This is a genomic window from Moorena sp. SIO4A5 (assembly GCF_010672005.1).
Taxonomy (GTDB): domain Bacteria; phylum Cyanobacteriota; class Cyanobacteriia; order Cyanobacteriales; family Coleofasciculaceae; genus Moorena.
On the sequence record NZ_JAAHHZ010000049.1, the window covers coordinates 24,821 to 48,324 of the forward strand.

22 protein-coding genes are annotated in these 23,504 nt (G+C 43.8%); 12 read left to right on the top strand and 10 right to left on the bottom strand.

Annotation, left to right across the window (positions count from 1 at the left end; genetic code table 11):
* Positions 1-224: 224 nt before the first annotated feature.
* Positions 225-4,238 carry a hypothetical protein gene (locus tag F6K57_RS16820; RefSeq protein ID WP_293069384.1) on the bottom strand — a complete coding sequence of 1,338 codons (4,014 nt, stop codon included), beginning with the start codon at positions 4,236-4,238 and terminating at the stop codon, positions 225-227.
* A gap of 1,327 nt (positions 4,239-5,565) precedes the next feature.
* Here F6K57_RS16820 and F6K57_RS16825 point away from each other — a divergent pair.
* Positions 5,566-5,967, top strand: a complete 402-nt coding sequence (locus F6K57_RS16825; protein WP_293030289.1) for a hypothetical protein — start codon at positions 5,566-5,568, stop codon at positions 5,965-5,967.
* 351 nt (positions 5,968-6,318) lie between these two features.
* Here the strand turns inward: F6K57_RS16825 and F6K57_RS16830 are convergent, their stop codons facing one another.
* Positions 6,319-6,531, bottom strand: coding sequence for a DUF2281 domain-containing protein (locus F6K57_RS16830; RefSeq protein ID WP_293069387.1), 213 nt, complete (start codon positions 6,529-6,531; stop codon positions 6,319-6,321).
* An 85-nt stretch (positions 6,532-6,616) separates the two neighbouring features.
* Between F6K57_RS16830 and F6K57_RS16835 the strand changes: the two genes are divergently transcribed.
* The 3 genes from F6K57_RS16835 to F6K57_RS16845 all read left to right on the top strand — a co-directional run bounded on the left by F6K57_RS16835 (position 6,617) and on the right by F6K57_RS16845 (position 8,731).
* Positions 6,617-6,784, top strand: a complete 168-nt coding sequence (locus F6K57_RS16835; RefSeq protein WP_293069389.1) for a hypothetical protein — start codon at positions 6,617-6,619, stop codon at positions 6,782-6,784.
* A 71-nt stretch (positions 6,785-6,855) separates the two neighbouring features.
* Positions 6,856-7,395 (top strand): TRAP transporter small permease subunit, encoded by a 540-nt coding sequence (locus tag F6K57_RS16840; protein WP_293069391.1) that lies wholly within the window; start codon positions 6,856-6,858, stop codon positions 7,393-7,395.
* 4 nt (positions 7,396-7,399) lie between these two features.
* Complete coding sequence (locus F6K57_RS16845; protein ID WP_293069393.1) at positions 7,400-8,731, top strand: TRAP transporter large permease subunit; 1,332 nt, start codon at positions 7,400-7,402, stop codon at positions 8,729-8,731.
* A 9-nt stretch (positions 8,732-8,740) separates the two neighbouring features.
* On the opposite strand, the gene F6K57_RS16850 is transcribed toward F6K57_RS16845, so the two are convergent.
* Positions 8,741-8,920: a hypothetical protein gene (locus F6K57_RS16850; RefSeq protein WP_293069395.1), complete on the bottom strand. Its 180-nt coding sequence runs from the start codon at positions 8,918-8,920 to the stop codon at positions 8,741-8,743.
* Positions 8,921-9,001: 81 nt separating this feature from the next.
* On the opposite strand from F6K57_RS16850, the gene F6K57_RS16855 reads away from it, so the two are divergent.
* The gene (locus F6K57_RS16855) at positions 9,002-9,829 is read left to right on the top strand and encodes an ABC transporter permease (protein ID WP_293042015.1); all 828 of its coding nucleotides are present in this window, start codon (positions 9,002-9,004) and stop codon (positions 9,827-9,829) included.
* A 22-nt stretch (positions 9,830-9,851) separates the two neighbouring features.
* On the opposite strand, the gene F6K57_RS16860 is transcribed toward F6K57_RS16855, so the two are convergent.
* The 4 genes from F6K57_RS16860 to F6K57_RS16875 all read right to left on the bottom strand — a co-directional run bounded on the left by F6K57_RS16860 (position 9,852) and on the right by F6K57_RS16875 (position 14,625).
* Positions 9,852-11,165 carry an ATP-binding protein gene (locus tag F6K57_RS16860; protein ID WP_293042012.1) on the bottom strand — a complete coding sequence of 438 codons (1,314 nt, stop codon included), beginning with the start codon at positions 11,163-11,165 and terminating at the stop codon, positions 9,852-9,854.
* A 2-nt stretch (positions 11,166-11,167) separates the two neighbouring features.
* Positions 11,168-11,617: a response regulator gene (locus F6K57_RS16865; RefSeq protein WP_293019839.1), complete on the bottom strand. Its 450-nt coding sequence runs from the start codon at positions 11,615-11,617 to the stop codon at positions 11,168-11,170.
* Positions 11,618-11,637: 20 nt separating this feature from the next.
* Positions 11,638-13,674 carry a PAS domain S-box protein gene (locus F6K57_RS16870; RefSeq protein ID WP_293069398.1) on the bottom strand — a complete coding sequence of 679 codons (2,037 nt, stop codon included), beginning with the start codon at positions 13,672-13,674 and terminating at the stop codon, positions 11,638-11,640.
* Between the two features lie 297 nt (positions 13,675-13,971).
* Positions 13,972-14,625 (bottom strand): hypothetical protein, encoded by a 654-nt coding sequence (locus F6K57_RS16875; protein ID WP_293069400.1) that lies wholly within the window; start codon positions 14,623-14,625, stop codon positions 13,972-13,974.
* A gap of 526 nt (positions 14,626-15,151) precedes the next feature.
* Here F6K57_RS16875 and argB point away from each other — a divergent pair.
* From argB to F6K57_RS16895, 4 genes are all read left to right on the top strand, one after another.
* Complete coding sequence (argB, locus tag F6K57_RS16880; RefSeq protein WP_293069402.1) at positions 15,152-16,045, top strand: acetylglutamate kinase; 894 nt, start codon at positions 15,152-15,154, stop codon at positions 16,043-16,045.
* Between the two features lie 79 nt (positions 16,046-16,124).
* Positions 16,125-16,256, top strand: coding sequence for a hypothetical protein (locus F6K57_RS16885; RefSeq protein ID WP_293069404.1), 132 nt, complete (start codon positions 16,125-16,127; stop codon positions 16,254-16,256).
* Complete coding sequence (locus F6K57_RS16890; RefSeq protein ID WP_293069406.1) at positions 16,256-16,771, top strand: hypothetical protein; 516 nt, start codon at positions 16,256-16,258, stop codon at positions 16,769-16,771. The genes F6K57_RS16885 and F6K57_RS16890 overlap by 1 nt, the downstream gene beginning before the upstream one ends.
* 29 nt (positions 16,772-16,800) lie before the next feature.
* On the top strand, positions 16,801-16,929 hold the full coding sequence (locus F6K57_RS16895; RefSeq protein WP_293042925.1) for a hypothetical protein: 129 nt from the start codon (positions 16,801-16,803) through the stop codon (positions 16,927-16,929).
* Here the strand turns inward: F6K57_RS16895 and F6K57_RS16900 are convergent, their stop codons facing one another.
* Positions 16,930-17,253 carry a PepSY-associated TM helix domain-containing protein gene (locus tag F6K57_RS16900; RefSeq protein ID WP_293019827.1) on the bottom strand — a complete coding sequence of 108 codons (324 nt, stop codon included), beginning with the start codon at positions 17,251-17,253 and terminating at the stop codon, positions 16,930-16,932. It lies immediately after the preceding gene.
* 137 nt (positions 17,254-17,390) lie between these two features.
* Between F6K57_RS16900 and F6K57_RS16905 the strand changes: the two genes are divergently transcribed.
* Both F6K57_RS16905 and F6K57_RS16910 read left to right on the top strand, forming a co-directional pair.
* Positions 17,391-18,224, top strand: coding sequence for a DUF3153 domain-containing protein (locus F6K57_RS16905; protein ID WP_293069408.1), 834 nt, complete (start codon positions 17,391-17,393; stop codon positions 18,222-18,224).
* Between the two features lie 373 nt (positions 18,225-18,597).
* Positions 18,598-18,798 (top strand): hypothetical protein, encoded by a 201-nt coding sequence (locus tag F6K57_RS16910; RefSeq protein ID WP_293069410.1) that lies wholly within the window; start codon positions 18,598-18,600, stop codon positions 18,796-18,798.
* A gap of 151 nt (positions 18,799-18,949) precedes the next feature.
* Here the strand turns inward: F6K57_RS16910 and secA are convergent, their stop codons facing one another.
* Positions 18,950-21,766: a preprotein translocase subunit SecA gene (secA, locus tag F6K57_RS16915; RefSeq protein ID WP_293019823.1), complete on the bottom strand. Its 2,817-nt coding sequence runs from the start codon at positions 21,764-21,766 to the stop codon at positions 18,950-18,952.
* A 347-nt stretch (positions 21,767-22,113) separates the two neighbouring features.
* Positions 22,114-23,190: a hypothetical protein gene (locus F6K57_RS16920; protein ID WP_293019821.1), complete on the bottom strand. Its 1,077-nt coding sequence runs from the start codon at positions 23,188-23,190 to the stop codon at positions 22,114-22,116.
* A 166-nt stretch (positions 23,191-23,356) separates the two neighbouring features.
* Between F6K57_RS16920 and F6K57_RS16925 the strand changes: the two genes are divergently transcribed.
* Positions 23,357-23,503, top strand: a complete 147-nt coding sequence (locus F6K57_RS16925) for a hypothetical protein (protein ID WP_293069412.1) — start codon at positions 23,357-23,359, stop codon at positions 23,501-23,503.
* Position 23,504 lies beyond the last annotated feature (1 nt).

Below are 23,504 nucleotides of genomic sequence, written 5' to 3' on the forward strand. Positions count from 1 at the left end.
AGGTTAGGAGGTTAGGAGATAAGAAGACAGAATTTAGGAGGTTAGGAGATAAGAAGACAGGAGATAGAATACAATTGAATCTTTTCTGACTACATGTAGTATAGTGAGGACTTTGGTCACTTCTACCTCCTGACTCCTGACTCCTGACTCCTGACCTCCTAACTCCTTACCTCCTGACTCCTGACTCCTGACTCCTAACTCCTAACTCCTAACTACTAACTCCTCTACTCCTCCTGTGCCCGACTCAGTTGCAACCAACCCTCATACAGTTGTTGGGGTTCAGAAAACGTTGCTGTGGGGTTAACCCCTTCAATTTCCGTGGTTTCTGACCACTCGTCACCACTTAGGGATACCCAAGACCACACAGCATTAGCTTGTTGGGGGACAGGAATTGCTAAACCACTGCTAGCATCAAAGGCTGGGGGATCAAGTTGATCGCCATCGTGGATGTCAATTGTCATATCAGTTTGGCGATCGCATAACATTGGGGTAGCCAGGAAATTAACTTCCATTGACTGTAATGCGGTCGTGTAGTTTTCCGACGGTAAGGTCAATTCTCGGTTGGGTAAGAACCCACAGGTAGCATGAATTGTGCCCCGAGGATCGATTAACATGGTCACTCCTTGGGGTGGTGCATCCACGGTTTGCTCGAAATACACCAACCCTTCTGCTTCCGTTTGAATCAAACTGTCATTGGATAAATTACTTTGGGGTGCATAGAAGATATTTCCTTCATAGTCATAACCTTCATCATTGTCTGCGGCGGTTTCTCGCCAATAACCCACTAACCCATCGTTGAGTTGTTGATAATCCCCTAAACGAATAGGAACTTTAACTTCCGTATACCCGTAGGTGGGTACTTCTTGGTCAGCGCTCTCAATTTTGACAGTAGGATCGCACACAGGTAATCCTTTAACCTCTAAGCTAAAGGTGGCACGTACCACAGCCATGGGTCGTCCAATTAATAATGCCAGAGTGCTATGGAGGGCAAACCCTTCGGGATCGATGGTGGCTAGGGAATTGTCTAAGGTAGAAAGAAACTGTTGTTGAAAACTTTCTCCTTGATTGAGGAGATACTCTACCAGCTTGCGCAGATGAGGATTAGAGATGCTGGCGACATCAGGAATACCAAAGCCTCCAGGGGCAGCCCTCCAATTACCAGCTCGATCTAAGGAACCCAAAGTTTTTCCTTGCTGGTCATAAATACTCAAGGTGCTGTCGAGATTATTGGGGACAATCCAACCACAAACGGGATTTCGGGCTGGCTTGGTAGTCATTTCGATCTCACTGGGAGCATCGGCTGCTAACCAGTGGAAGTTGAGACGGGCATTTTGGGCGAAACGAGGTGCCAATAAAAATTGATAGTCAACGTTATCAGGGGGAGTCATCCGGCTACTAGTTACCAAATCCGCTTGTCCTGCATCTGGGTCAATGACGGTAAAATGTCGTCCATAACTATCCACTAACCACAATTGATCGATGGTCATTCCTCCACTGCGGATCGGGTTGAAAATGTCTCCTGAGAGGAATTCGTATTGAATGCTGCTATCGCCTAAAGTCCAACGCACCTGATCCGTTACCAATTTTGCTGTGTTATTGGTAGTGAGGGGATCGTCCACTTCTAGTGACAGAGTGGGTTGGGAGAGCATGATGGTGTCGTTAAACCCACCGATAGTTTGGGCTTGACAGTCTAAATCTTCCATCTGTTCGTAAGCCCACAATGCTACGTAAATGGTATCTTGGGCTTTTTGCTCTTCGGTCATTGCTTGTACATCATCTGTAGCCTCATACCAGGATTTAACCGCCTCAAAATTTTCACTCAGGTAGTCTGGGGTTTGCTCGTCTTCGGGAATATTATTTTGATAGTAGTAAGTGGGCAAAAGTTGTGCGTTTAAATAACTAGTCAGTTGTCCGCTTAACTCTTCTCCCGCCGACGGGGTTAAAATGCTGAACCCCTTATAACTATTACCATCTGGGGTAAAACTGCTTTCCTTGCCAGGTTTCAGTTGGAGGTCGATGGCATTGGGTTCTAAGCTATAGTTATCCAGGATTTGATTGGGTTGATAATCTTGAACCACTCCCTCCTTCATCTCACGACTAGGATAGTTCAAGACATTCCACTGGAAAGCAAAGGGATTCCAAGGTTGCTGACTCCAGGTATTAAAGTTAATGGAGTCTTCTCCTGATGAGGGTTTAAGGCTATTAATTTTTGCTAAAAGCCCATCCACATCATTGGTAATGTTCGTAACATCAAAATCTATCGGGTAGCATTCTAAGAAACCATCCTCCCGCAACCGTCCATCTTGTCCAAAACGATTGGAAGCCTTGGCGGCGTCTCCGGTCAAGAGGACAAAGGGATCGCTAGGACGCCAGTAATTGTCACTAGGAACTTGGCAGAGGCGGTATTGGGTGGTGGAAGTTGTGTAGTTTGCGATCGCACTTCCTAAGTTACGAATAGCACCAACCAGGTTATAAGCGATTTGAGAGGCTGTAGGGGGAATATAGATGGTAAAAATCCCCCCTTCTACGTTAACGGGATAGGTTTGTCCTCCATCCTCAATATTCCAAGCCCTTCCTTCATAGAAGTTTGCTTCTCCTTGATTAGTTATGCTAACAGTTGGATTATCAGATAGTTCAATCCCACAGTTTCTAAATTCTGGCTTGATATAATCAGAAAAATTGCTATAACTTCCCTCAACGGCCTGATCTATCGCAGCTATGTAATCATTGAAGTAGCTACTTAACCTCGATACAACTTCAAAGGGCAAGGTTTTCGCTGTCACTGTGGTGCTGGTTCCCTGTCCAGAAAATTCTATTTCTCCCGCAGTAGCCATGGCTGTTCGCAAAGGCACCAGGCTGTAATCATTGACATCTCCGTAGAAGTTGGGATCGTCCCTCATGTAAAGGTACCATTGGCTATATAACCGACGCTGCAAGGATTCTATGTCTAGCTGAGCCTGATTATATTGCTCTTGGATGATGTTCAGTTCATTCAGTGATTGGGCTAAATCATCTGGTAAGGTTAAGTCATTCTGTGAAGAAGTATCCGTAGTGTCTGACTCATTCTTGGAAACCTGGGGCATAATTGACCACAGATAGCCATTTTTCTCCGTACCAAACCCCACTTCATGTCTTCCTGCTCGGAATTTGGCATACATATCGAGCTTGTTAAACTCTAACCTTTCTAATATTTGCAGGGCTTCTAACTGTTCTTCAACGATTTTGCCAATGGTATTGTTAGAGTTGCCACCAATAGTCTGATCCTTATTGGGATAGGAATTTGCTAAGTAAGCAGCCAGGGCTTCGGCGGGAGAATCTCCCACGGCTAGGTTAGGTTGGGATAAATCTGCGGAACCACCATTCCCACTGAAGGTAATGCGAGAATGATAGATAGTCTGGGGTGGTATGGCTGCTCCTGACTCAATCGTCCAACTAAATTCTTCTTGTAGAAGTGCCAGTAATTCTTCGGAGTCAGTAACCCCACTATTTTCTTCTAAAAACTTTTGGATACAATCCTGTCCACCATCGCTGTACCAACCCACCACATCATACTGTAAATCTAATCCAGGAGTCTCTGTGGGGTAATCAGGGTCGTGGAAACCAAAAACACTGTAGGAATTAGGATAAAATGCAGCAAAGGTGACTTTAACTGTATCTAATACGGGTACATTGGCATTGGTCCCTACGGCAGTTAAAGCTGCAGCATACTCTTTACTAGCATCATCCGAATCCCATTCTCCCAGTTCCCAACTTTTACCCATATAGCGGTAACGTTGATATTGATAAGTGCTGGCATCATCAGGATCTGTATCCACTACATCCGGTGGGTCAATGAGAATATTAATCGCCTTTGGTGGTGGGCTATTATCCTCTACTGGACGCTCAGGATAGAGATAGTCACTTTCGAGCACCCACTGTTTATCTCCCTTGTCTCCTCCTTGGCGGATAATCAGCCAACGATTGGGAACTTGAGGGAAAGTAGTGAAGGTATTATGGGTTCCAGTAGTGAGGGCATCGGGTATAGACCAATGGAGATGGATACCCGCTTCCAGAGTCAATTGGTGGTTAAATAAGGGGGCGAGAGCCTGTTCACTGAGGTTTGCTTGTCCAGAACCATGGGTTTCCCCTTGATATTTATAGGGTAGTAGGCTGTAGTCTGCCATGGTATCAAGGACTTCCTGGTCGTTTGCCAGACACAGAGCATCAAGATTAATGGGAACAAGTAGAGTGTTGCTCATGGGTAGTTATTTACACACGATTTGCAGTTTACTATTTTTTTGTGACAAAAAAAAATAGGTGTTTTTGCTGGGGGAGTGACATGCAATCTGAAATCCTTACTGGGGAATAATTTCAGCTTATAAGTTAAAAAAAAATAATTTTTTTTTTGACCTTAAATTGAACATAGTTATAAGGGTTTGAGCTTGCCATTAAATGAATCGATGGTGAATTTTGGACTGTATCTTCCATGATATCATTGGCATCAAAGCCTTATATAAATACTCGGACAAAAAGAAACGTTAATGTATAAATTTTTGTAAATAAAAGTCAGAATTATAATTAATCTTTTTTTTAGTTTTGGGTTCAGCCAATTGTGAGATGATAATAAAATTGTTTTGATCATGGGATTAATGTCATCTCTTTCTTTAATAGTCTTTACTCCTAACTCTTTGGAGGAGGTAAGGAGGTAAGGAGACAGGAGGTAAGGAGATAGGAGGTAAGGAGTTAGGAGTTAGGAGTTAGGAGTTAGGAGTTAGGAGTTAGGAGTTAGGAGGGAGGAGGGAGGAGTTATAAGTTATAAGTTATAAGTTATAAGTTATAAGTTATAAGTTATAACTTATAAGTTAAAAATGATTGTACCAGTAGTTAGTCATAAGTCGCAAAAGTGAATTAAAAAATATTCTGTTTTCTAAGTCAATTTTTCTCTATACTGTTTGATGCATAAGTTAAAAATGATTGTACCAGTAGTTAGAAGTCGCCAAATTGAATTAAAAAATATTCTGTCTCCTAACTCCTAACTCCTAACTCCTACCTCCTAACTCCTAACTCCTACCTCCTAACTCCTAACTCCTACCTCCTAACTCCTAACTCCTAACTCCCACCTCCTAACTCCTAACTCCTAACTCCTACCTCCTAACTCCTATCTCCTAACTCCTAACTCCTAACTCCTAACTCCTAACTCCTACCTCCTAACTCCTAACTCCTACCTCCTAACTCCTAACTCCTAACTCCTAACTCCTACCTCCTAACTCCTAACTCCTAACTCCCACCTCCTAACTCCTAACTCCTAACTCCTACCTCCTAACTCCTATCTCCTAACTCCCACCTCCTAACTCCTAACTCCTAACTCCTAACTCCTACCTCCTAACTCCTATCTCCTATCTCCTAATTTTTTAATTGTAAATAATTATGACAATTAAAAAAAAATCGAGATTTTTTTGATTTTCCACTTGACAACAATACTAGCCAATGTTTATAATATAATCATTGGAAAAAGAGCCGCGCTTCTTGCTTGACCCGGCACAAGCGCGGCTCTTTCCCAAACCACAGTTTAGGTAACTCTATAATATGGCAAAAAAACGATTCGTTCATCATCCCATCGATTATCACGAAGCTATGGAGCGTCTTGAACAGCTTGGACAACAGAGGGAGCCAAGGGAGGAAAATATCTATCCCTATCCCATCACGGAACGAGAGCAAATCCTAATCCTACTGTACAGTTACTGCCAATTGGGCATGACACCGCAACGGTTTTACCAGAAGTGGGACCTGACTCGCGAAGATATGGCTTTGATCTGCTCCTGTTCCGTTCAAACCGTTAATGGCTGGTTTTCCACTAGTCGTCGCTGTTATCCTCCCACTGCTGGTCACTTGCGCCATCTAGCGATTATGGATTTTTTGTTGGAGGATTTTGAGACTATTCCGAAGGAGTTATTGGAGCGATTGTGCTTGAAGGAGGAGAGAATGTAGAATGTAGAATGGAGAATTAAGAATGTAGAATGTAGAATGGAGAATTAAGAATTAAGAATGGAGAATGGAGAATGGAGAATTAAGAATTAAGAATGGAGAATTAAGAATGGTGAAGTCAGAAGGCAGAAGGCAGAAGGCCGGGCGTTGCTTAATAATGGAATAATTTTATGAATTTTGTGGAACGGGCATCTTGCTTCTGATATTTTCACCCCAGGCAGGATGCCCACCCCACTCATATTCATTCCTTGATTCAGCAACGCCGAAGTCAGAATTCCCAATTCTAAATTCTAAATTCTACATTCTACATTCTACATTCTACATTCTAAATTCTTCATTCTTAATTCTTAATTCTCAAGATAGAGGCTCGTTAAAATCATCACTGATCCATCCTTGTCCTTCTAGCAAGCCTGAAATCCGAGGAGCCTGAGATTGACTGGGCTCAGATTTAACATACTTGAGAGCCAGAAACTCGACAAAATCAAACACCATGCGTTGTTGCTGTGGTGGTAATGCCTGCAAGCTTCTGAGAAAATCTTTAGGTAAACCTATCGTCTGGTAATTCATCACTATCCTTTCATCAAACACTAATAGCTGCTGACTTGATAGAAGGCGTTGCTGAATAATGGAATGATTTTAAGAGTGAGGTGGAATGGGCATCTTGCGTGGAACTGGCATCTTGGTAGAACTGGCATCTTGCCAGTTTCCTCCTTATTTTCGAGCGGGCAGGATGCCCACTCTACTCATATTCATTCAAAGATTCAGCAATGCTTGGATAGAACTTATCCAATCTTATCTATTCTTAAGCACAATGTCTTGATGCAGCGCAGTCATGGGTAATTGCTATGTTAAAATATCATTCCAATAGCTGGTAAGTGAGGAGTGTAGCTATTGCAACAACTATTACGTATCTCTAGAGTAATTGATAGCTTCAATGAGAGAATCGGTCGCTTAACCTACTGGATTTTGCCACTGATGATCCTGATTGGTGTGTGGAATGTGGTTGGTCGCTACTTGGGACGTTTTATAGGAGAAAATTTGAGTTCTAATGGGTTTATCGAAACTCAATGGTACTTGTTTGACTTAGTATTCCTGTTGGGGGCGGCTTACACTCTCAAGCATAATGGCCATGTGCGAGTGGATGTTTTTTATAAGAGTTTGAAGCCAAAGGCTCAAGCGATCGCTAATTTAATTGGGACATTATTGTTCTTAATTCCCTTCTGCATCATGGTAATTTATTTTTCTTGGGGAGCAATTGTTAATTCCTGGACGATTCAAGAAATGTCCCCAGATCCAGGAGGGTTACCCCGTTATCCAATTAAATCCATGATTATTGTCAGCTTTGGGTTGCTGATTCTTCAAGGAATCTCAGAAGCGATCAAAAACTGGGCAATTTTTGCCGGATATTTGGCACCCCAGGAGGAGGACTAAAACCATGGGTTATGACTGGTTAGGTCCAGCCATGTTTGGCGGTGCCTTGGTATTACTTTCGCTTGGCTACCCGGTGGCTTTCTCCCTAGGTGGGGTGGCAATTTTGTTTGCCATCATAGGAGTGAGTTTGGGTATCTTTGACCCGATTTTCCTGACCGCTATGCCCCAGCGGATTTTCGGTATCATGGCCAACTACACTCTCCTAGCCGTGCCCTACTTTATTTTTATGGGTTCCATGCTAGAAAAATCTGGCATTGCTGAGCAGCTGTTGGAAACCATGGGAATTCTGTTTGGACGGCTGCGAGGGGGATTGGCCTTAGCGGTGGTGATTGTGGGTGCGTTGCTGGCGGCATCTACTGGAGTCGTTGCCGCAACAGTAGTGGCAATGGGACTGATTTCCCTCCCAATTATGTTGCGCTACGGTTATAACAAGGAACTAGCCACTGGGGTAATCGTAGCATCGGGGACATTAGGACAGATTATCCCCCCGAGTGTAGTCCTGGTGGTATTAGCAGATCAGTTAGGAATATCCGTAGGAGACCTGTTTATCGGTTCCGTGATTCCTGGTTTAATGATGGCTGGGGCGTTTGCCATTCATGTGATCATCGTAGCATGGCTCAAACCAGACGCAGCACCAGCCCTACCACTAGAAGTCCGAGATATCAGTGGAAAAGCGTTGGGAAAGCGGGTAATCCAATCAATGATACCGCCATTATTGTTAATTCTATTAGTATTGGGCAGTATATTTTTTGGCATTGCCACTCCAACAGAAGCAGGGGCTGTGGGTTGCCTCGGCGCAATGGTATTGGCTGGTGTGAATGGTCAGTTGAATTTGCCATCCCTGCGACAGAGCTCTGATGCGACGATGCGGATTACCAGCATGGTGATTTTTATATTGCTGGGTTCAACAGCATTTAGTTTAGTGTTTCGTGGCTTGAATGGCGATCGCGTCATGGAAGCGATGCTGTTAAACCTTCCCGGCGGTTACATTGGCTTCCTAGTAGTCAGTATGTTAACTATTTTCCTACTAGGCTTCTTTATAGACTTTTTTGAGATTGCCTTTATTGTAGTACCGCTGTTTGCTCCAGTGGCTCAACAGCTTAACCTTGACTTGGTCTGGTACGGGGTAATTATCGGAGCCAATCTCCAAGCCTCATTTCTGACACCACCCTTTGGCTTTGCTCTGTTTTATTTACGGGGTGTTGCCCCACCAGAGGTGAAAACCATGGAAATTTACCGAGGTGCGATTCCCTTTATTCTGTTGCAACTGCTGGTGCTAGTGTTGATTATTGCCTTTCCTGGTATAGTCAGTTTCTTGCCCTCTTTGAGTACTTGACAAGCTAGGTTAATGGGAGTCGGGAGTGGAACAGGCATCTTGCCTGTTACAATTCCCAGTCGGGAGTCGGGAGTCGGGAGTGGAACAGGCATCTTGCCTGTTACAATTCCCAGTCGGGAGTAGTTGATGTAGGGTGGGCAGTGCAGCAGACAGATAATGAAGCTTGCAAAGTTGGTAGGCACTGCCCACCCTACGATTAATGACTCTGGTGGTAGTCGGTAGTAATATTGACTAATGTAAAGGAAAATTAACTTAATTTAAACCGATACTGTGAAATCCAATCTATCACTGCCCCATCACAACACCTTAAAAGCGTCCCAGTTACCGACTATAGTCACAGATAGCCTCACGGTTTTGTGGGGGGACTGGCTAAAGTTACGGGTGCGAGCCACCCAAGTCGTTGCTAGTGGGCTAATCTCCCCAGTGATCTACATATTGGCATTTGGTCTCGGCCTAGGGAGTACCTTAGATCGGACAATGACTCCCCCAGTTGGTGAATCCTATTTAGAATTTATTCTGCCAGGAATGGTGGCGCTGTCGTCTATGACCATTAGCTTTGCTGGCACTACCTTTTCCATTTGCGGTGATCGGCTATACACCAAAACCTTTGAGGAAACCTTGTTGATGCCAGTCCATCCCTTAGCCTTGCATGTCGGCAAAATGATGGCGGGGATTTTGCGGGGATTAATGACATCTGCTTCAGTTATTTTGGTAGCAGTGCTGTTTACTGGGAAAGTATGGAGTTTTCTCAATCCCTTATTTTTCTTGTTGCTAGTGCTTAATTGTGCTGTGTTTGCCGGTTTAGGGGTGATAGTGGGATTGAATGTCAAATCCTTGGAAATGGTTGGTCTTTTCAACAACTTCTTAATTGTTCCAATGTCCTTCCTAGGTGGGACGTTTTTTGACCCAGGGACCTTACCTACAGTCTTAAAAGTGATTGTCTATCTATTGCCTCTAAGTTATACCAGCACTGGACTCCGGGCTGCTGCTTACTTACCCCTGTCTGAGTTTCCCTGGTATGCGATACCGATTCTGCTGGGGTTTGCGATCGCACTTTCTCTATTTGGTGCTCACCAATTTGCTCACCAGCAAGACTAATTAGGCATACTTACACCCTTACCTAGGTATTAGGCTTTGCTGAATAATGGGATGAGTGTAATGGCAATGTGACCGTAAAGGCTGTACCAACTCCCACTTCACTCTCTACACAAATCTCACCACCGTGGAGGTTAACACATTTTTTGACAATTGCTAATCCTAGTCCGGTACCAGAGATAGTACCAACATTACTACTGCGCTGGAAAGCCTCAAATAACCGTTCTTGGTCTTCTGGGGGGATGCCAATGCCAGAATCTTGGATCCGGAACATCGTACTATCATCACTCATGATCAGATCAAATTGGATATCACCCCCATCCGGTGAATACTTAATCCCATTGGAGAGCAAATTAGACAGAATTTGCCGCAATAGTTTTTCATCTAGATCAGCTTTGCAAAACCAACCCTGATTACTACAGCAGGAAGTTTCCTTTGAATTATCTATACAGTTAAAGTTAATAGTAAACCCAGTCTTAGCTGTTAGTTTAAATTCTTCCACAATTTCCTTACATAAGGCTACCACATCTATAGGTAATGGTTTGAATTCCAATTTTCCTGCCTCAGCTTTACTGAATAGCAGTACATCACTCACTAACTTAGTCAGATGTTGAACCGTCGTTTGAATCCGCTGAAAATAACGTCGCTTTTTTTCGGAAGACCATTTATGACTGTAATGTTCTAATAATTCTGCCGAAGAGAGGATGGTGGCCAGTGGGGTGCGATATTCATGAGAAACGACTGAAACAATCCGAGATTTGAGGTCATTGAGTTCTTTTTCTTTATTCAACGCCTGACGAAGTTCTTCTTCCAAGGACTTCCGATTTGAAATTTCCTCTTGCAGGTACTGATTTTTTTGCCTTAATTCATCGGTTTGTTCTGCAACGCGATGTTCTAATTCTTCATTGAGTCGTTGCAATTGCTCCTCACTTTGTCGAAGCTGCTTCATAGTATTGGCTCGCTCAATAGCGTAGCGAATTGTGCGCATCAGCAATTCACTATCAATTTTGCCCTTGACTAAATAATCTTGTGCTCCTTTTCGTAATGCTTCTAGGGCAGTAACTCTATCATTAAGACCCGTTAACACCACAATGGGTAAATCCGGTACTACCTCGTGGGTTTTTGTTACCGTAATCAATCCCTGTTTATCCGGTAACGATAGGTCTAACAAGACTATATCAAAATGATGTTTACTGAGGGAATCAATAGCATCTTGTAACTTTTCTACCTGCACCAGTGACCACTGAATCTCTTGAGCATCAGTTAAAATGATTTGGAGAAGATCCGCATCAGCTGGGTTATCTTCTACTAGCAGTATTTTCAGGGAATTGGTGTCCATATTTATTGATATAATGGCAGTCTAACAAGGTCTAACCAAAATTCTTCAATCCGCTTCACCATCGACATAAAACTTTCCCAATCTATGGGTTTACAAATGTAGCAGTTAGCTTTTAGTCTGTAAGTATTGATAATATCTTGCTGAGAGTCAGATGTGGTTAATATAATAATTGGGATTGTACTTATCTGGGGGTCTTCCTTGATTTCTTGGAGAACCTCGCGACCATCTTTTTTTGGTAAATTAAGATCCAGAACAATTAAAGCTGGACGTGGGGCTTCCTGATATTTTCCCTGCTTACGGAGAAATGCGATCGCTTTAGCTCCATCATCAACCCAGTGAAACTTACTGGATAGCTTGCTATCACATAATGCCTCTAAAATGAGTTCGGCATCACTCGACGAATCTTCTACCAGCAGAATATCAATTGGTTGAGTATTTGTCATAATGTTCATGATGCCAGTTCCTGAAATTTCTAGATAATGTTTAACTCATGATGATGCTGTGGTATTGAGAAGTAAAATTTTGTGCCTACTCCTAGCTCTGACTCTACCCAAATTTTTCCGCCATGACGCTCTACAATTTTCTTACAAACTGCTAGACCAATGCCTGTGCCGGGATACTCACGGCGGGTATGCAAGCGCTGGAAAATAGTAAAGATGCGCTCAAAGTACTCAGGCTCAATACCAATACCATTATCACGAACTGAAAAGATCCATTCCTTACCCTTCAGTTCCGCTGAAATATGGACTCTGGGTAGCTCTTGGCTGCGAAACTTAATAGCATTACCGATGAGATTTTGCAGAAGTTGACTCAGTTGTATATCATCCCCCATAACTACAGGTAAGGAGTCATGGGTAACTATGACATCGCTCTCGATAATCGCCACATTTAAATTGTCTAAAACCCGATTCAGTACTACCTCGCAGTCAGTAGCTGCTAATTCTTTACCATGGGTTCCCACCCGAGAAAAACTCAGCAGATCCTGGATTAACTGCTGCATGTTAGTAGCGCCATCTACGATGTAATGAATATACTTATCCGCTTGAGCATCCAGGTTACTCTGGTATTTTTTAGCTAAGAGTTGGGTGTAGCTACTAATCGCTCGCAGTGGTTCTTGTAAATCATGGGAAGCCACGTAAGCAAACTGTTCTAACTCACGGTTAGATCGGGATAAATCTTGATTAAGTCGTTTGAGGGCCTCTTGAGCTTCCTTACGCTCTGTAATCACCTCAGTACTCATAATGATACCGCTAATCTTCCCACTAATGTCAACCCAAGGACGGATTTCCCACTTGAGCCACTGTTGTTCACCATTAGCGCGAATAAACAAATCTTCTTCACACTCTGCTGAATAACCCTCTAAGCACCGTTGGTGTATTTTCTTCCAACCCTCAGGAGTTTCTGGAAATACGTCGTAGTAGCTTTTGCCAATGATGTTGTCATCATATATGTTGTACTCTGAGTACCAGTGGCGACTAACAAACTGGTACCTCATCTGCTGATCGAACATGGCAATAGCTGCGGGTACATATTCCAAAAATCGGTTGAGCAGCTCCAGGTTGTTGCCTAATTCGGACTCAACCTGGCGGCGCTCCCTGATTTCAGCTGTTAAGACTTCATTGGCTTCTGCTAGTTGCTTTGTCCGTTCTAATACTCGTTGTTCTAACTCTTCATAGGCTTGGCTGAGGACATCATCCTCTAGCTTGCGCTTCGTGATATCCTCTACCACGGACACCACTCCGATGATGGTGCCATCAGATTCAATTAAGGGAGCATTGTGCCACTGGCAAAATATACTACTGCCATCTTGTGGATGGTAGTTTTCCGTAATGCAGTTGCTACACTGAAAATTCAAACAGTCTTGCAGAACTCGCTGGAACTGCTCTACGGAAGATTGCGGCTTCATCAATTCATGGGCACGATGCCCAAAGGCTTCCATCTTCTTATAGCCAAAAATTTTTTCGGCTACATGGTTCCACTGCATCACTTCACCATCCAGGCTCCACTCAATGAAACCAAGGGGAGTTTGCTCTACCAGGAGGGACAAGGTTTGTTGGGATCTCAGTAGTTCTTCTAGGGTTTGCTTACGTTCAGCAATTTCCTTTTCCAGAGCTGTGTTAGTCGCTTCCAGTGCAGCTCTACTGGAGAATGCTAAGACTTTTGGCATCACTACTACTAGTGCGATAGCGCTAGACAGAGAAAGTATGGCACTAGTGCCTTTGACTAAACCAGAGAGCCAATAATCTGGATGCCAAATTGTCCAGACCTCCAGCAAGTGACTGGTGCCACAGCACAAAACCAAGGCACTCAATAGTAAGAAAATCTTCAGTAATGGCAGATCTTGGTTTTGAGACCAAAAATAGATCAGCAACAGCAGAATAGAGTAATAGGATAGGGCAATTAGCAAGTCCGATCCAGCATGAAGTCCAACTAATTCAGGCTTCCAGACATAGCAATGCTCGTGGGATATATAATGACCAGAGAACATGTATTGTAAGGTTTTGAGCATATGCCGTTGGTCAATTGGGCAACAATTTCCAGCAGCACCGATGGTAACAGCAATGGTCAGATTAACCAGCTTGGTTTCGTACCAAGTAGCAGATCTCCCACTTATCCGTTGGAGTTAATTCCCTTTTGAAGTGGAACTGGGTATCAAGAAGGTAATCACCTCCCACGACACTAAGACACACTTAGTTCTTATATTGTTAACCTTTTGACCACCCACTGTAAATCTGTGAAATTACGGAATTTAAAATTGCCCCACAACAAGTCTTTGCCCAGAGAACTTTAAATCCCAATTTGGGACTTAGGTAGCTCGATTTATCTTTCTATCCAAAGATTGCAGCATCACCTGCCAGCATACCTGGCTGAAATAGAGAGTGATGTTCATAATACCCAATAACCGAGTGGCATCTTCTAGCATGGCTCTGGTTCCTTGTCCTGACAAATGGGACGAGTCTACCAAACCAGATATTACAAATAAAATTGCCGCAATCATCAGCAGTATATATGGTGTAGCTCGAATTATCCTCCAAAAAGCTAATCCATACAGGATGGCACCTATGCCATACATAAAATACACCGGCGCTTTTGAAATCCCTTGATTTACTAGTATTAAATTAATCCTGAAAACATCATCAATTAATAATATTCCAATGCCAATGGCAGAGGAAAAAATAAATCGATTTATTTTTTGATTAGGCTGGATTTTGTTCAGCAATAACCAGCACCATAAACAAATGGTTACTACTACGCACCACATTAATTCAGAGACAGCTGATAACGTGCCGATGTAGGGGCGATTGATAAGAAAAGGATCATCAAAAAGTCCTACGACTATATAACCCCTGTCCTGAATCTTGACATAAATACTTAAAATTAAAAATAGTATAATAATTAAGCTGTTATACCAAAGAATATAATGATCGTGGCGCAGCTGCTTGAGAAGGATTTTCAGCATCGAGGTGAAACAGGTAAATAAGCAATTGTTTGTTGGGCTATATACTTAAGCTAACACAGGAGCTCATGGTAATCGGTCATTGGTGGGTAGTAGTGAGGTAAAATTACTGATTACTAATTACCCATTAAGGTAAATCTAAGATAAAGCCCTGCTTGAAGCTAGTAGCCTTGTTTGATTCTGTTAAATTAGTCTGGGCTTTTGCTTCTAAATCCGCAATTTTTCCTAAAAACTATCTGATTTCAATATCTGGGTGAGGTACCTGGTCCTAGGTTAATTGGAGTAGGGAGTAGGGAGTAGGGAGTAGGGAGTCGGGAGTAGGGAGTAGGGTCGAAAATTATACCTATATCAGCATCTGACCATCTGACCCATCTATTTTTTACGAAAATGAAAATTAAGCAGCTCTACCTCTGTTCCCCTGAAGCTTTGTCTGTTGCAATTCTTAAGGAGGGTGTGATTCCATCTAGCCCTAAGCCATGAAAATGATTTACACTGCTGTGGATGTGATTATAGATTTGAGTGATTGCCTATGCTCTATACTCAAGAGTACATAAGGGAAACTGAAGCAACCCGTGTGCGGGTACTTAGTGAAGCACTACCCTACATCCAAAAGTTTGCTGGTCGCACAGTCGTGGTTAAGTATGGTGGTGCGGCAATGAAAGACAGCAATCTCAAAGAGCAGGTGATCCGGGATATTGTATTCTTAGCTTGTGTAGGTGTACGACCAGTCCTTATCCACGGTGGTGGTCCGGAAATCAATAGCTGGCTGGGGAAATTAGGGATTGAGCCACAATTTAAGAATGGTCTGCGGGTTACCGATGCTGCCACGATGGATGTAGTGGAGATGGTGCTGGTGGGTCGGGTGAATAAAGAGTTGGTCTCTGGGATTAACTACGCCGGTGGTAATGCTGTCGGGCTGTGTGGCAAAGATGGTAACTTATTCGTAGCACGCCCAGAAGGTCAAGAGGGTATTGGCTTTGTTGGGGAAGTGAGCACTGTGGATGTGCGGCTAGTAGAGTCTTTGGTCAATAGTGGCTACATTCCAGTAGTGTCTAGTGTGGCGGCTGATGATACTGGCCAAGCTTACAATATCAACGCTGACACGGTTGCCGGTGCGATCGCAGCTGCTTTAGAAGCAGAAAAGCTGATCTTGCTGACTGATACCCCTGGGGTTTTGAAGGATCCTAAAGACCCATCTAGCCTGATTGCTCACCTAGATATTCAACAATCACGGGAGTTGATTGACAGTGGGGTAGTGTCTGGTGGGATGATTCCTAAGGTAAACTGCTGTGTGCGATCGCTTGCCCAAGGGGTACGTGCGGCTCATATTATTGATGGTCGCATTCCCCATGCCCTGCTCCTGGAAATCTTCACCGATGAAGGAATCGGTTCGATGATCGTGGCATCAGAATTTACTAACTAAGGACACAGGGAAAATGGCAACTAGGAAATTGTTAATTGAAAATGTCAATTAATAATTAATGATAGCGTTTCTCGTAGCTATGAGGTACACATTATTTTTTACCTCTTCCCTCTTCTCTCTTACCTGTTCCCTGCTCCGAAGTCCCTGCTCCCTAAAAACCCGAAATTTGTACCTCACAAGTCGTAGAATTGCTATATTAACAAATGACTAATGGCTAATGAAAAATTTTCCCTTGAGTACCAGTCAGGAAAAGCCGCATTTGAACGAGGAGAATATCGTGCTTCTATAGAGCATTTGACCACAGCCAGAAATCTGGTAAATCTATCCTCTGGGCTCGGGGGAGAGGTGCAAATGTGGTTGGTGATGGCTTATGAGGCAGCTGGGCAAAAAGCGGAAGCGATCGCACTTTGCCAACAGTTGACTAGCCATCCTGACCTAGACACCTCCAAACAAGGTAAAGATTTACTCTATATTCTGCAAGCTCCTCAGCTTACTAGACCAGCAGAATGGATGACCAACATTCCTGACTTAGGTGCGATCGCAGAAAGTGACGACCGGGAGAGTTATGTGTATAGGTCTTTTAGCGATCGCAAGCAGCCTAGCCTAGGCTTGGTACCAGAACCCCTAGATCCTGCTGAGATTAACACTAAGGATAATCAATTCGTCTGGCTAGCTGTTGGTTTGGTGAGTTTAACCCTGGGTGGATTGATTTGGTTTGGGCTTTGATATCACTAGCAGAGACTGTTTCTTGAACTTTGCTTAAATCCAAGGGTTGGGTGGGTCGCACCGCGTCGCAAAAAGCGCGGGGTCGCACCGCTCCCGACTCCCTCAAACCCACTTCTAGTAAGCCCCTCACCGAATTAAAAACTGCTAGAGTCAGTTAATTAACTATCTGGGGCGGTTTTTTTATCTGTCACTTTGCTAGAAAAAATACCTTTCTTGCTGATACTTTTCCAATACATTACTATACCTGTAACTAACATAAAAATTAATCCTAAACCATTTAAAAGTACATAAATCGGCCTCAGTTGATCACCAAGATATTCTCCTTCGTGAATCGCCATTAAAAAGTGGGTTTGATCTTTAGAAAGCCCAAACCAGGCTCTCCCTAATCTATAGGCTATCCCGGTGATTGCTGTGATCATGAAAGGCAGTACGATGATTGGAGCTAAGGTACTATGCAGTTTACGTAAAGTAGGCTTATTCATAGGATTTGGCCTGGTTTATGAGATTCTATAACATGATTACAACATGCTATTGTATTGGTTTTAGGTTATATATGTAACAAATCGACCTATTGTTTCATAAATCCCTAAGGACACTCAGGAAAAAAGGAGAAGGGTTGGTGAAGTTAAATTTTGTGAGTTTAAGGCAGTTGGTTAGTGGAACTCTGAGGCATTTACGGGTTCTGGGGGTGATTGTGCTGGCATCAGTGCTACTGTCTGGTTGTGTCAACTATGATCTTGGGGTCAGGTTTGACGGTGAACACCATGGCAAGATTGTCCAGCAGATCAAGCTTGGAGAACAGCTGACAAAGTTGAGCGATGCTGAGGCGACGGAATGGCTCAGAAGTCTCGAAAGTCGGGCAAAGCAGCTTCAGGGCAAAACTCAGCGCCTCTCAGACCGAGAAATTGCGATCGCAATTCCCTTTAACAACGGTAAGGAATTAGTATCCAAGTTTGAGCAGTTTTTTAACCCAGTTGGTCACCCAGAAGATGCCCCATTAGCAGCAGAGAGTGATATTAACCCAAGTTTTAACTCTAATTTACGCCTAGATCAAAACAACTTTCTTGTGGTGCAACGAAATCACTTAAGCTATGACCTGGATTTGCGTAGCCTAGGGGTAATCAACTCTGATAACGGCAAGATTGTGGTTACTGCTGCTTCACTATTCGATTTGCAGTTTAGCCTAGAGACCCCTTGGGGAGCAAACAGTATTGAGAAATCCCCCAATGCCATTCGTCCCACGATTTACGATGATGGAAATCAGCTAGTTTGGACACTGCAACCTGGTCAAATCAACCATATCGAAGTGGCATTTTGGCTACCCAGCTTCCTAGGTATTGGTATGATTATTATCATACTGGTGGTATTAGGTGGTTTCTACTTAAAATACAAGTCTTTCCCCTGGGAAAGAACTGAAACTAATCAACCAGCAATACCATCAAAGGTGATGTAGTTTAGACCAGTTAAAGTTAGACCAGTTATAGAAACCAGTAATAGCTATTGGTTTCTATAACTACTAAGTTAATCAACATTTAACCTTCCCGTTTAAGTGTTGTTAACTTTCTATAGCAATTCTATAACTGGTGAGGTACAAATATCTAGGTTTTAGGGAGCAGGGACTGAGGCCGTGGGCCACGCGGGGCGCGTTCGGAGCAGGGAGCAGGGATTAGGAACCCACCCCTAACCCCTCCCAGGAGGGCAAGGCAAGAGTCAAGAGTGAAACAATCTTGTGTACCTCATGAGTCCTAGAAACGCTATATCAGCTTAGTATTATTACCTGGGTAACGGCTTTGACTGGATTGGTAGCAACAGGAGAAACGACAACAGTGGTTGGGGCCGTCGCTGGACTAGTGGGTGGATTGATGAGTGGAGTAGCAATCGGTATTGTGGTAGAAAAGTTTATGGATAGGGGATTGACCATAGAGTTAAGTCGGGAATCGGGAATCGGGAATCGGGAATCGGGAATCGGGAATCGGGAATCGGGATTCGGGATTCGGGATTCGGGATTCGGTAACTTAAAACCTTAAACCTTAAACCTTAAACTATACTCAACCAAGGCAAAAGGCAAAAGGCAAAAGGCAAAAGGCAAAAGGCAACAGGAAGCAGCCAACCTTAAACCTTCAACCTTAAACCTTCAACCTTGAACCTTCAACCTTGAACCTTAAACTTAAAAATACATCAAACTGCTTGTGGTTGCATTTGTGGCTGGAACTGGAACAGGGAGTATACCACATTGCGGCGGATATCGATCATCATTTCCAAGAACATCTCATAGCCTTCCTGCTTATACTCAATCAGGGGGTCTTTTTGGCCATAACCTCGTAATCCCACTGACTCCCTTAGGGCATCCATGGATTGTAAATGCTCTCGCCAGAGGTTATCGATTTGATTCAAGATAAAGAATCGCTCAGCTTGCCGCATTAGTCCTGGCTGGATTTGATCGACTTGAGCTTCCTTGATATCATAGGCTTTGCGGACTTCTTCATGGAGGAAGGTTTTGATTTCCCCGACAGTCATATCTTCTAGATGCTGTGGTTCTAGATCTTGCAGTAAGTAGACAAATTCTTTGACCTTTCCTACCAAGCTCTGTAAATCCCACTCTTCTGGTGGTAACTCTGGGTTAACGTAGGCATCTACAATATCACTCATGGTCTTTTCGGCATACTGGATGACTTGTTCTTTGAGGTCTAGTCCTTCCAGCACTCGCCGTCTTTCCGCGTAAATTGCCCGCCGTTGGTTGTTCATTACCTCGTCATACTCAAATACCTGCTTCCGGGTATCGTAGTAGAAGGTTTCCACTTTCTTCTGGGCATTTTCTAAGGAGCTGGTGAGCATCCCGGATTCGATGGGCATATCTTCCTCAACCCGGAACATATCCATCATCCTTGCTACGCGATCGCCTCCGAAGATTCGCAGAAGATTGTCTTCCAAACTGAGGAAAAATCGGGTAGAACCGGGGTCCCCTTGCCGTCCCGCTCGTCCTCTGAGCTGGTTATCAATACGGCGGGATTCATGACGTTCAGTACCAACAACGTGCAGGCCACCTTTTTCTACCACTTCATCATGTTCTCGGGTGGTGAATGCGTCATATTCCCCTTGAATTGCTTTATAGACTTCCCGCAGCTTTTGAATCACTGGGTCATTGGTGGGAGCATTTTCTGAAGCGATCGCTAATTTCTCTTCTGCTTCTAATTCCGGTAAACTCTGCTGTCCATACTGTTCAACTGCAAAAGTTACTGCCTCTTTTAGGATTTGTTCCGTTTCCCGGGACAATTTGGTAGGGAAAATCTGAGGGCTAACCTTCCAGCTTTTCGGTTTCTTTCCTGGAGCAAACCCAACAGCGTCCGATTTAGGCTTGGCAGTAGTTACCGCTATGGGGGAAAAGGCTTCGTCTTCCTCGGGCTGCACTATTTTGGGCATAAAATATTCCCGTAGCTTCAGCCGTGCCATGAAGTCAGCATTACCTCCCAAAATAATATCTGTTCCTCGCCCGGCCATGTTGGTGGAAATAGTCAAGGCTCCTTTCCGTCCTGCCTGAGCCACAATTTCTGATTCCCGCTCCACATTTTCGGGTTTAGCATTGAGCAGGTTATGGGGTACTCCCTTTTCGGCTAACAGACCGGACAACAACTCGGATTTTTCTACACTCGTGGTTCCCACTAGCACCGGACGTCCTTGTTCATGGAGTTCAGCACATTCTTCTGCTACTGCCCTCCACTTAGCTGGCTCGGTCTTGTAAACCACATCAGAGACGTCTCGACGTTTAGAGGGTTTGTTAGTGGGAATAATGGTAACTTGCAAGTTGTAGATTTTTTCAAATTCCGCTTCTTCTGTTTTCGCGGTACCTGTCATACCGGCGAGTTTGGGATAGAGCAAGAAGAAATTCTGATAGGTAATGGTTGCCAGGGTTTGGGTTTCATTTTGAATGTCTACCCGTTCCTTGGCTTCTATGGCTTGGTGTAGACCATCACTCCACCGGCGTCCTGCCAACACTCGGCCAGTGAACTCGTCTACAATCACTACTTCCCCATTCCGCACAATATAGTTCACATCTTTCTGAAAGAGTTCCTTAGCCTTGAGGGCATTGGAAATATAATGAGCCCAAGGGTCTTTGGGGTCGTACAAATCTTTAACCCCTAGAAGTTGCTCCGCTCGGATAAAGCCTTCATCGGTCATCAAGATGTTACGGGCTTTTTCATCAACTTCGTAGTGTCCTAGTTGTTCACCATTGTCTGGATCTTCTGGATAGAGCATGCGGGCAATGTCTGCTGCCTTAATGTACTTCTCAGTCGGTCGCTCCACTTGCCCAGAAATAATCAGTGGGGTTCGGGCCTCATCAATCAGTACTGAGTCTACTTCGTCAATGATGCAATAATTAAATGGACGTTGCACCACATCTGACATTGCTGTGGCCATGTTGTCCCGGAGATAGTCAAAGCCTAATTCACTGTTGGTGCTATAGGTAATATCACAGGCATAGTTCTTTTGCCGCTCGACCGGGGACATTCCCGATTGAATCAGCCCGACACTCAGACCTAGGAAGCGATGAACTTGTCCCATCCATTCCGCGTCCCGACGGGCTAAGTAGTCGTTAACGGTTACAATGTGAACCCCTTTACTATCGATGGCATTGAGGTAAGCTGGTAGAGTAGCCACCAGGGTTTTTCCTTCACCAGTTTTCATCTCTGCGATTTGCCCTTTGTGCAGGACAATGCCACCCATGACTTGGACATCATAGTGACGCATTCCCAGAACTCGCTTTCCTGCTTCCCGCACTACAGCAAAGGCTTCTGGCAGAATTTGATCAAGAATTTCATCACGCTCTTGACTAGTGTTGGCTTTCTCCAGCTGCTGTTTGAACTCTGCGGTTTTGCCTCTGAGTTGTTCATCCGATAGGTGCTGGATGTCTTCTTCGAGGAGGTTAACTTCTACAACATCAGGTTGGTACCGTTTGAGTTTACGTGCGTTGGGATCACCAATTAGTCTCTTAAGCATAGCAGGAGAGGGAGATGTATAGTTGTGGGATGTATAGTTGTGCGTTTAGGGACACTTTTATAGATATCCTACCAAACTCCTGTGTCAAAAGATGGGGGAAGATCGGGTAATGGGCAAGGGTGAAGATATTTGTCAATAAAAATGAAAGTGTGGGAAGGGTGGGGAGGGTGGGAGGTGTGGGGAGATGGGGAGATGGGGAGATGGGGAGATTTTTATTAAGGTTAATTAGTCTGACTCTAATAGATAATTGAATACTGATCCAACTATACCTTATTCTCTGGCTTGATTGTCTGACTTGGGATACCGATTCTCTCATCATTCCATCATCTCATTATCCCATCATCTCATCATCGCTTTTCCCTTCCTCCGATCGAGCCACTCTTCCAAGGAGAAATTAAAACAATTAATCGCCGGAATAGGTAAGTAATCATTCTTTTTGAAAGGTATGGTGTCAGGGATTTTAATCCTTCTCGCTGGACTTTTCTGAGGTAAAAGACAATTCCTCTTAAAAAATCCTGCCAGCGTCTGCCCCAGTATTCTTTCTGAATTCCCCCTGGATCAAGACGTATATTGTATGGATTGTAATTATATATATTTAATGAATTGAGTTGAGTTAGACCTTCTTGCTCTGCAAACTGTTCATAAGTGATGCCATTGTGCCGAAACTCGGGATTAGTATCGGGATAAATCCATTCCGATACCATCCAATCTTGACTAGCAAACAAGAATTCTGCACAGTTTTTCGTTACCTGAGCATATTTCAATCTAATCCCAATGGGAATTTCAGCCCAAGGACCATGTTGCCATACGAAATCTGGGTCAAAAAATGCTTTAAATGCCAGGTCTTTGCCATTAATTCTCAGGCGAGCTACCCGACCAACCATGCCAGCTCCAGCTATTTCTACCTCAACCTTCATTCCCCCTGTAGATAGCATTTCAGGATGAATTGGAGCTGGTTGTGTAGGCAAATCCTGGGAGGGCAAATCCTGGGAAAGCATGGCCTTGGCATACAACCCTTTGGAGTTGACCTCTAATTTTTTCCTAGAAGGCTTCGCCTCTACAACAGATTTTGGAGTGTGCTGACATACTCTGGTTTTTTTTACTAAAACAACTGTCTTGTTTACCCTACCTAATCTAAGCCGCACTCTTTTTAGGTAGAGTGTGACGCGGTGTCCTTCTGAGGAGGTACTACTGACATACTTGGCTAATTTATCTAAAAATTGTCTTAACTCTTTGATGGTAATCCCGTTAGTTACATCCAGTAGCTCGGAAGGTGGTGGATAAAAGTATAGCTTTTTTTGACCAGTTGATTTGATCACCTGTTGGCAGAGAGCATGAAATTTCCTGGGAGACATCAGTTTTTGCTGAGCCTGACGTATAATTGGTGCGACGAGTGATTCCTCCCAGTGCTGGTAATCTGCCATAGTTTTATCCTTTTTCTGCCAAATTTATTATTATCTACTGTTTTAACCATCTTTGAGCTCTAAACTTCACACTTCTTAACTGTTTGAGTGAGGGGTGAGGGTTAGGGCGTGTTTTCTTGCCTCGGAGATCCCCCATTATCCCCCTTAAAAAAGGGGGACTTTGAGTATGGCTCCCCCCTTTTTTAAGGGCAGGGCTGTTTCATTCTCGCAAAAAATAGATGGGGAGATGGGGAGATGGGGAGATGGGGAGAATTTTGGACTAATACTCGGGATTTTGGGCAAATTTATCGTTCCCTTACACCAAGGCCGTTAAC

Coding starts and splice junctions, on each gene's coding strand:
- F6K57_RS16820 (WP_293069384.1), bottom strand. CDS start 4,238: ATGAGCAACACTCTACTTGTTCCCATTAATCTTGATGCTCTGTGTCTG.
- F6K57_RS16825 (WP_293030289.1), top strand. CDS start 5,566: ATGGCAAAAAAACGATTCGTTCATCATCCCATCGATTATCACGAAGCT.
- F6K57_RS16830 (WP_293069387.1), bottom strand. CDS start 6,531: ATGAATTACCAGACGATAGGTTTACCTAAAGATTTTCTCAGAAGCTTG.
- F6K57_RS16835 (WP_293069389.1), top strand. CDS start 6,617: ATGGGCATCTTGCGTGGAACTGGCATCTTGGTAGAACTGGCATCTTGC.
- F6K57_RS16845 (WP_293069393.1), top strand. CDS start 7,400: ATGGGTTATGACTGGTTAGGTCCAGCCATGTTTGGCGGTGCCTTGGTA.
- F6K57_RS16860 (WP_293042012.1), bottom strand. CDS start 11,165: ATGGACACCAATTCCCTGAAAATACTGCTAGTAGAAGATAACCCAGCT.
- F6K57_RS16865 (WP_293019839.1), bottom strand. CDS start 11,617: ATGAACATTATGACAAATACTCAACCAATTGATATTCTGCTGGTAGAA.
- F6K57_RS16870 (WP_293069398.1), bottom strand. CDS start 13,674: ATGCTCAAAACCTTACAATACATGTTCTCTGGTCATTATATATCCCAC.
- F6K57_RS16875 (WP_293069400.1), bottom strand. CDS start 14,625: ATGCTGAAAATCCTTCTCAAGCAGCTGCGCCACGATCATTATATTCTT.
- argB (WP_293069402.1), top strand. CDS start 15,152: ATGCTCTATACTCAAGAGTACATAAGGGAAACTGAAGCAACCCGTGTG.
- F6K57_RS16885 (WP_293069404.1), top strand. CDS start 16,125: ATGAGGTACACATTATTTTTTACCTCTTCCCTCTTCTCTCTTACCTGT.
- F6K57_RS16890 (WP_293069406.1), top strand. CDS start 16,256: ATGGCTAATGAAAAATTTTCCCTTGAGTACCAGTCAGGAAAAGCCGCA.
- F6K57_RS16900 (WP_293019827.1), bottom strand. CDS start 17,253: ATGAATAAGCCTACTTTACGTAAACTGCATAGTACCTTAGCTCCAATC.
- secA (WP_293019823.1), bottom strand. CDS start 21,766: ATGCTTAAGAGACTAATTGGTGATCCCAACGCACGTAAACTCAAACGG.
- F6K57_RS16920 (WP_293019821.1), bottom strand. CDS start 23,190: ATGGCAGATTACCAGCACTGGGAGGAATCACTCGTCGCACCAATTATA.
- F6K57_RS16925 (WP_293069412.1), top strand. CDS start 23,357: ATGGCTCCCCCCTTTTTTAAGGGCAGGGCTGTTTCATTCTCGCAAAAA.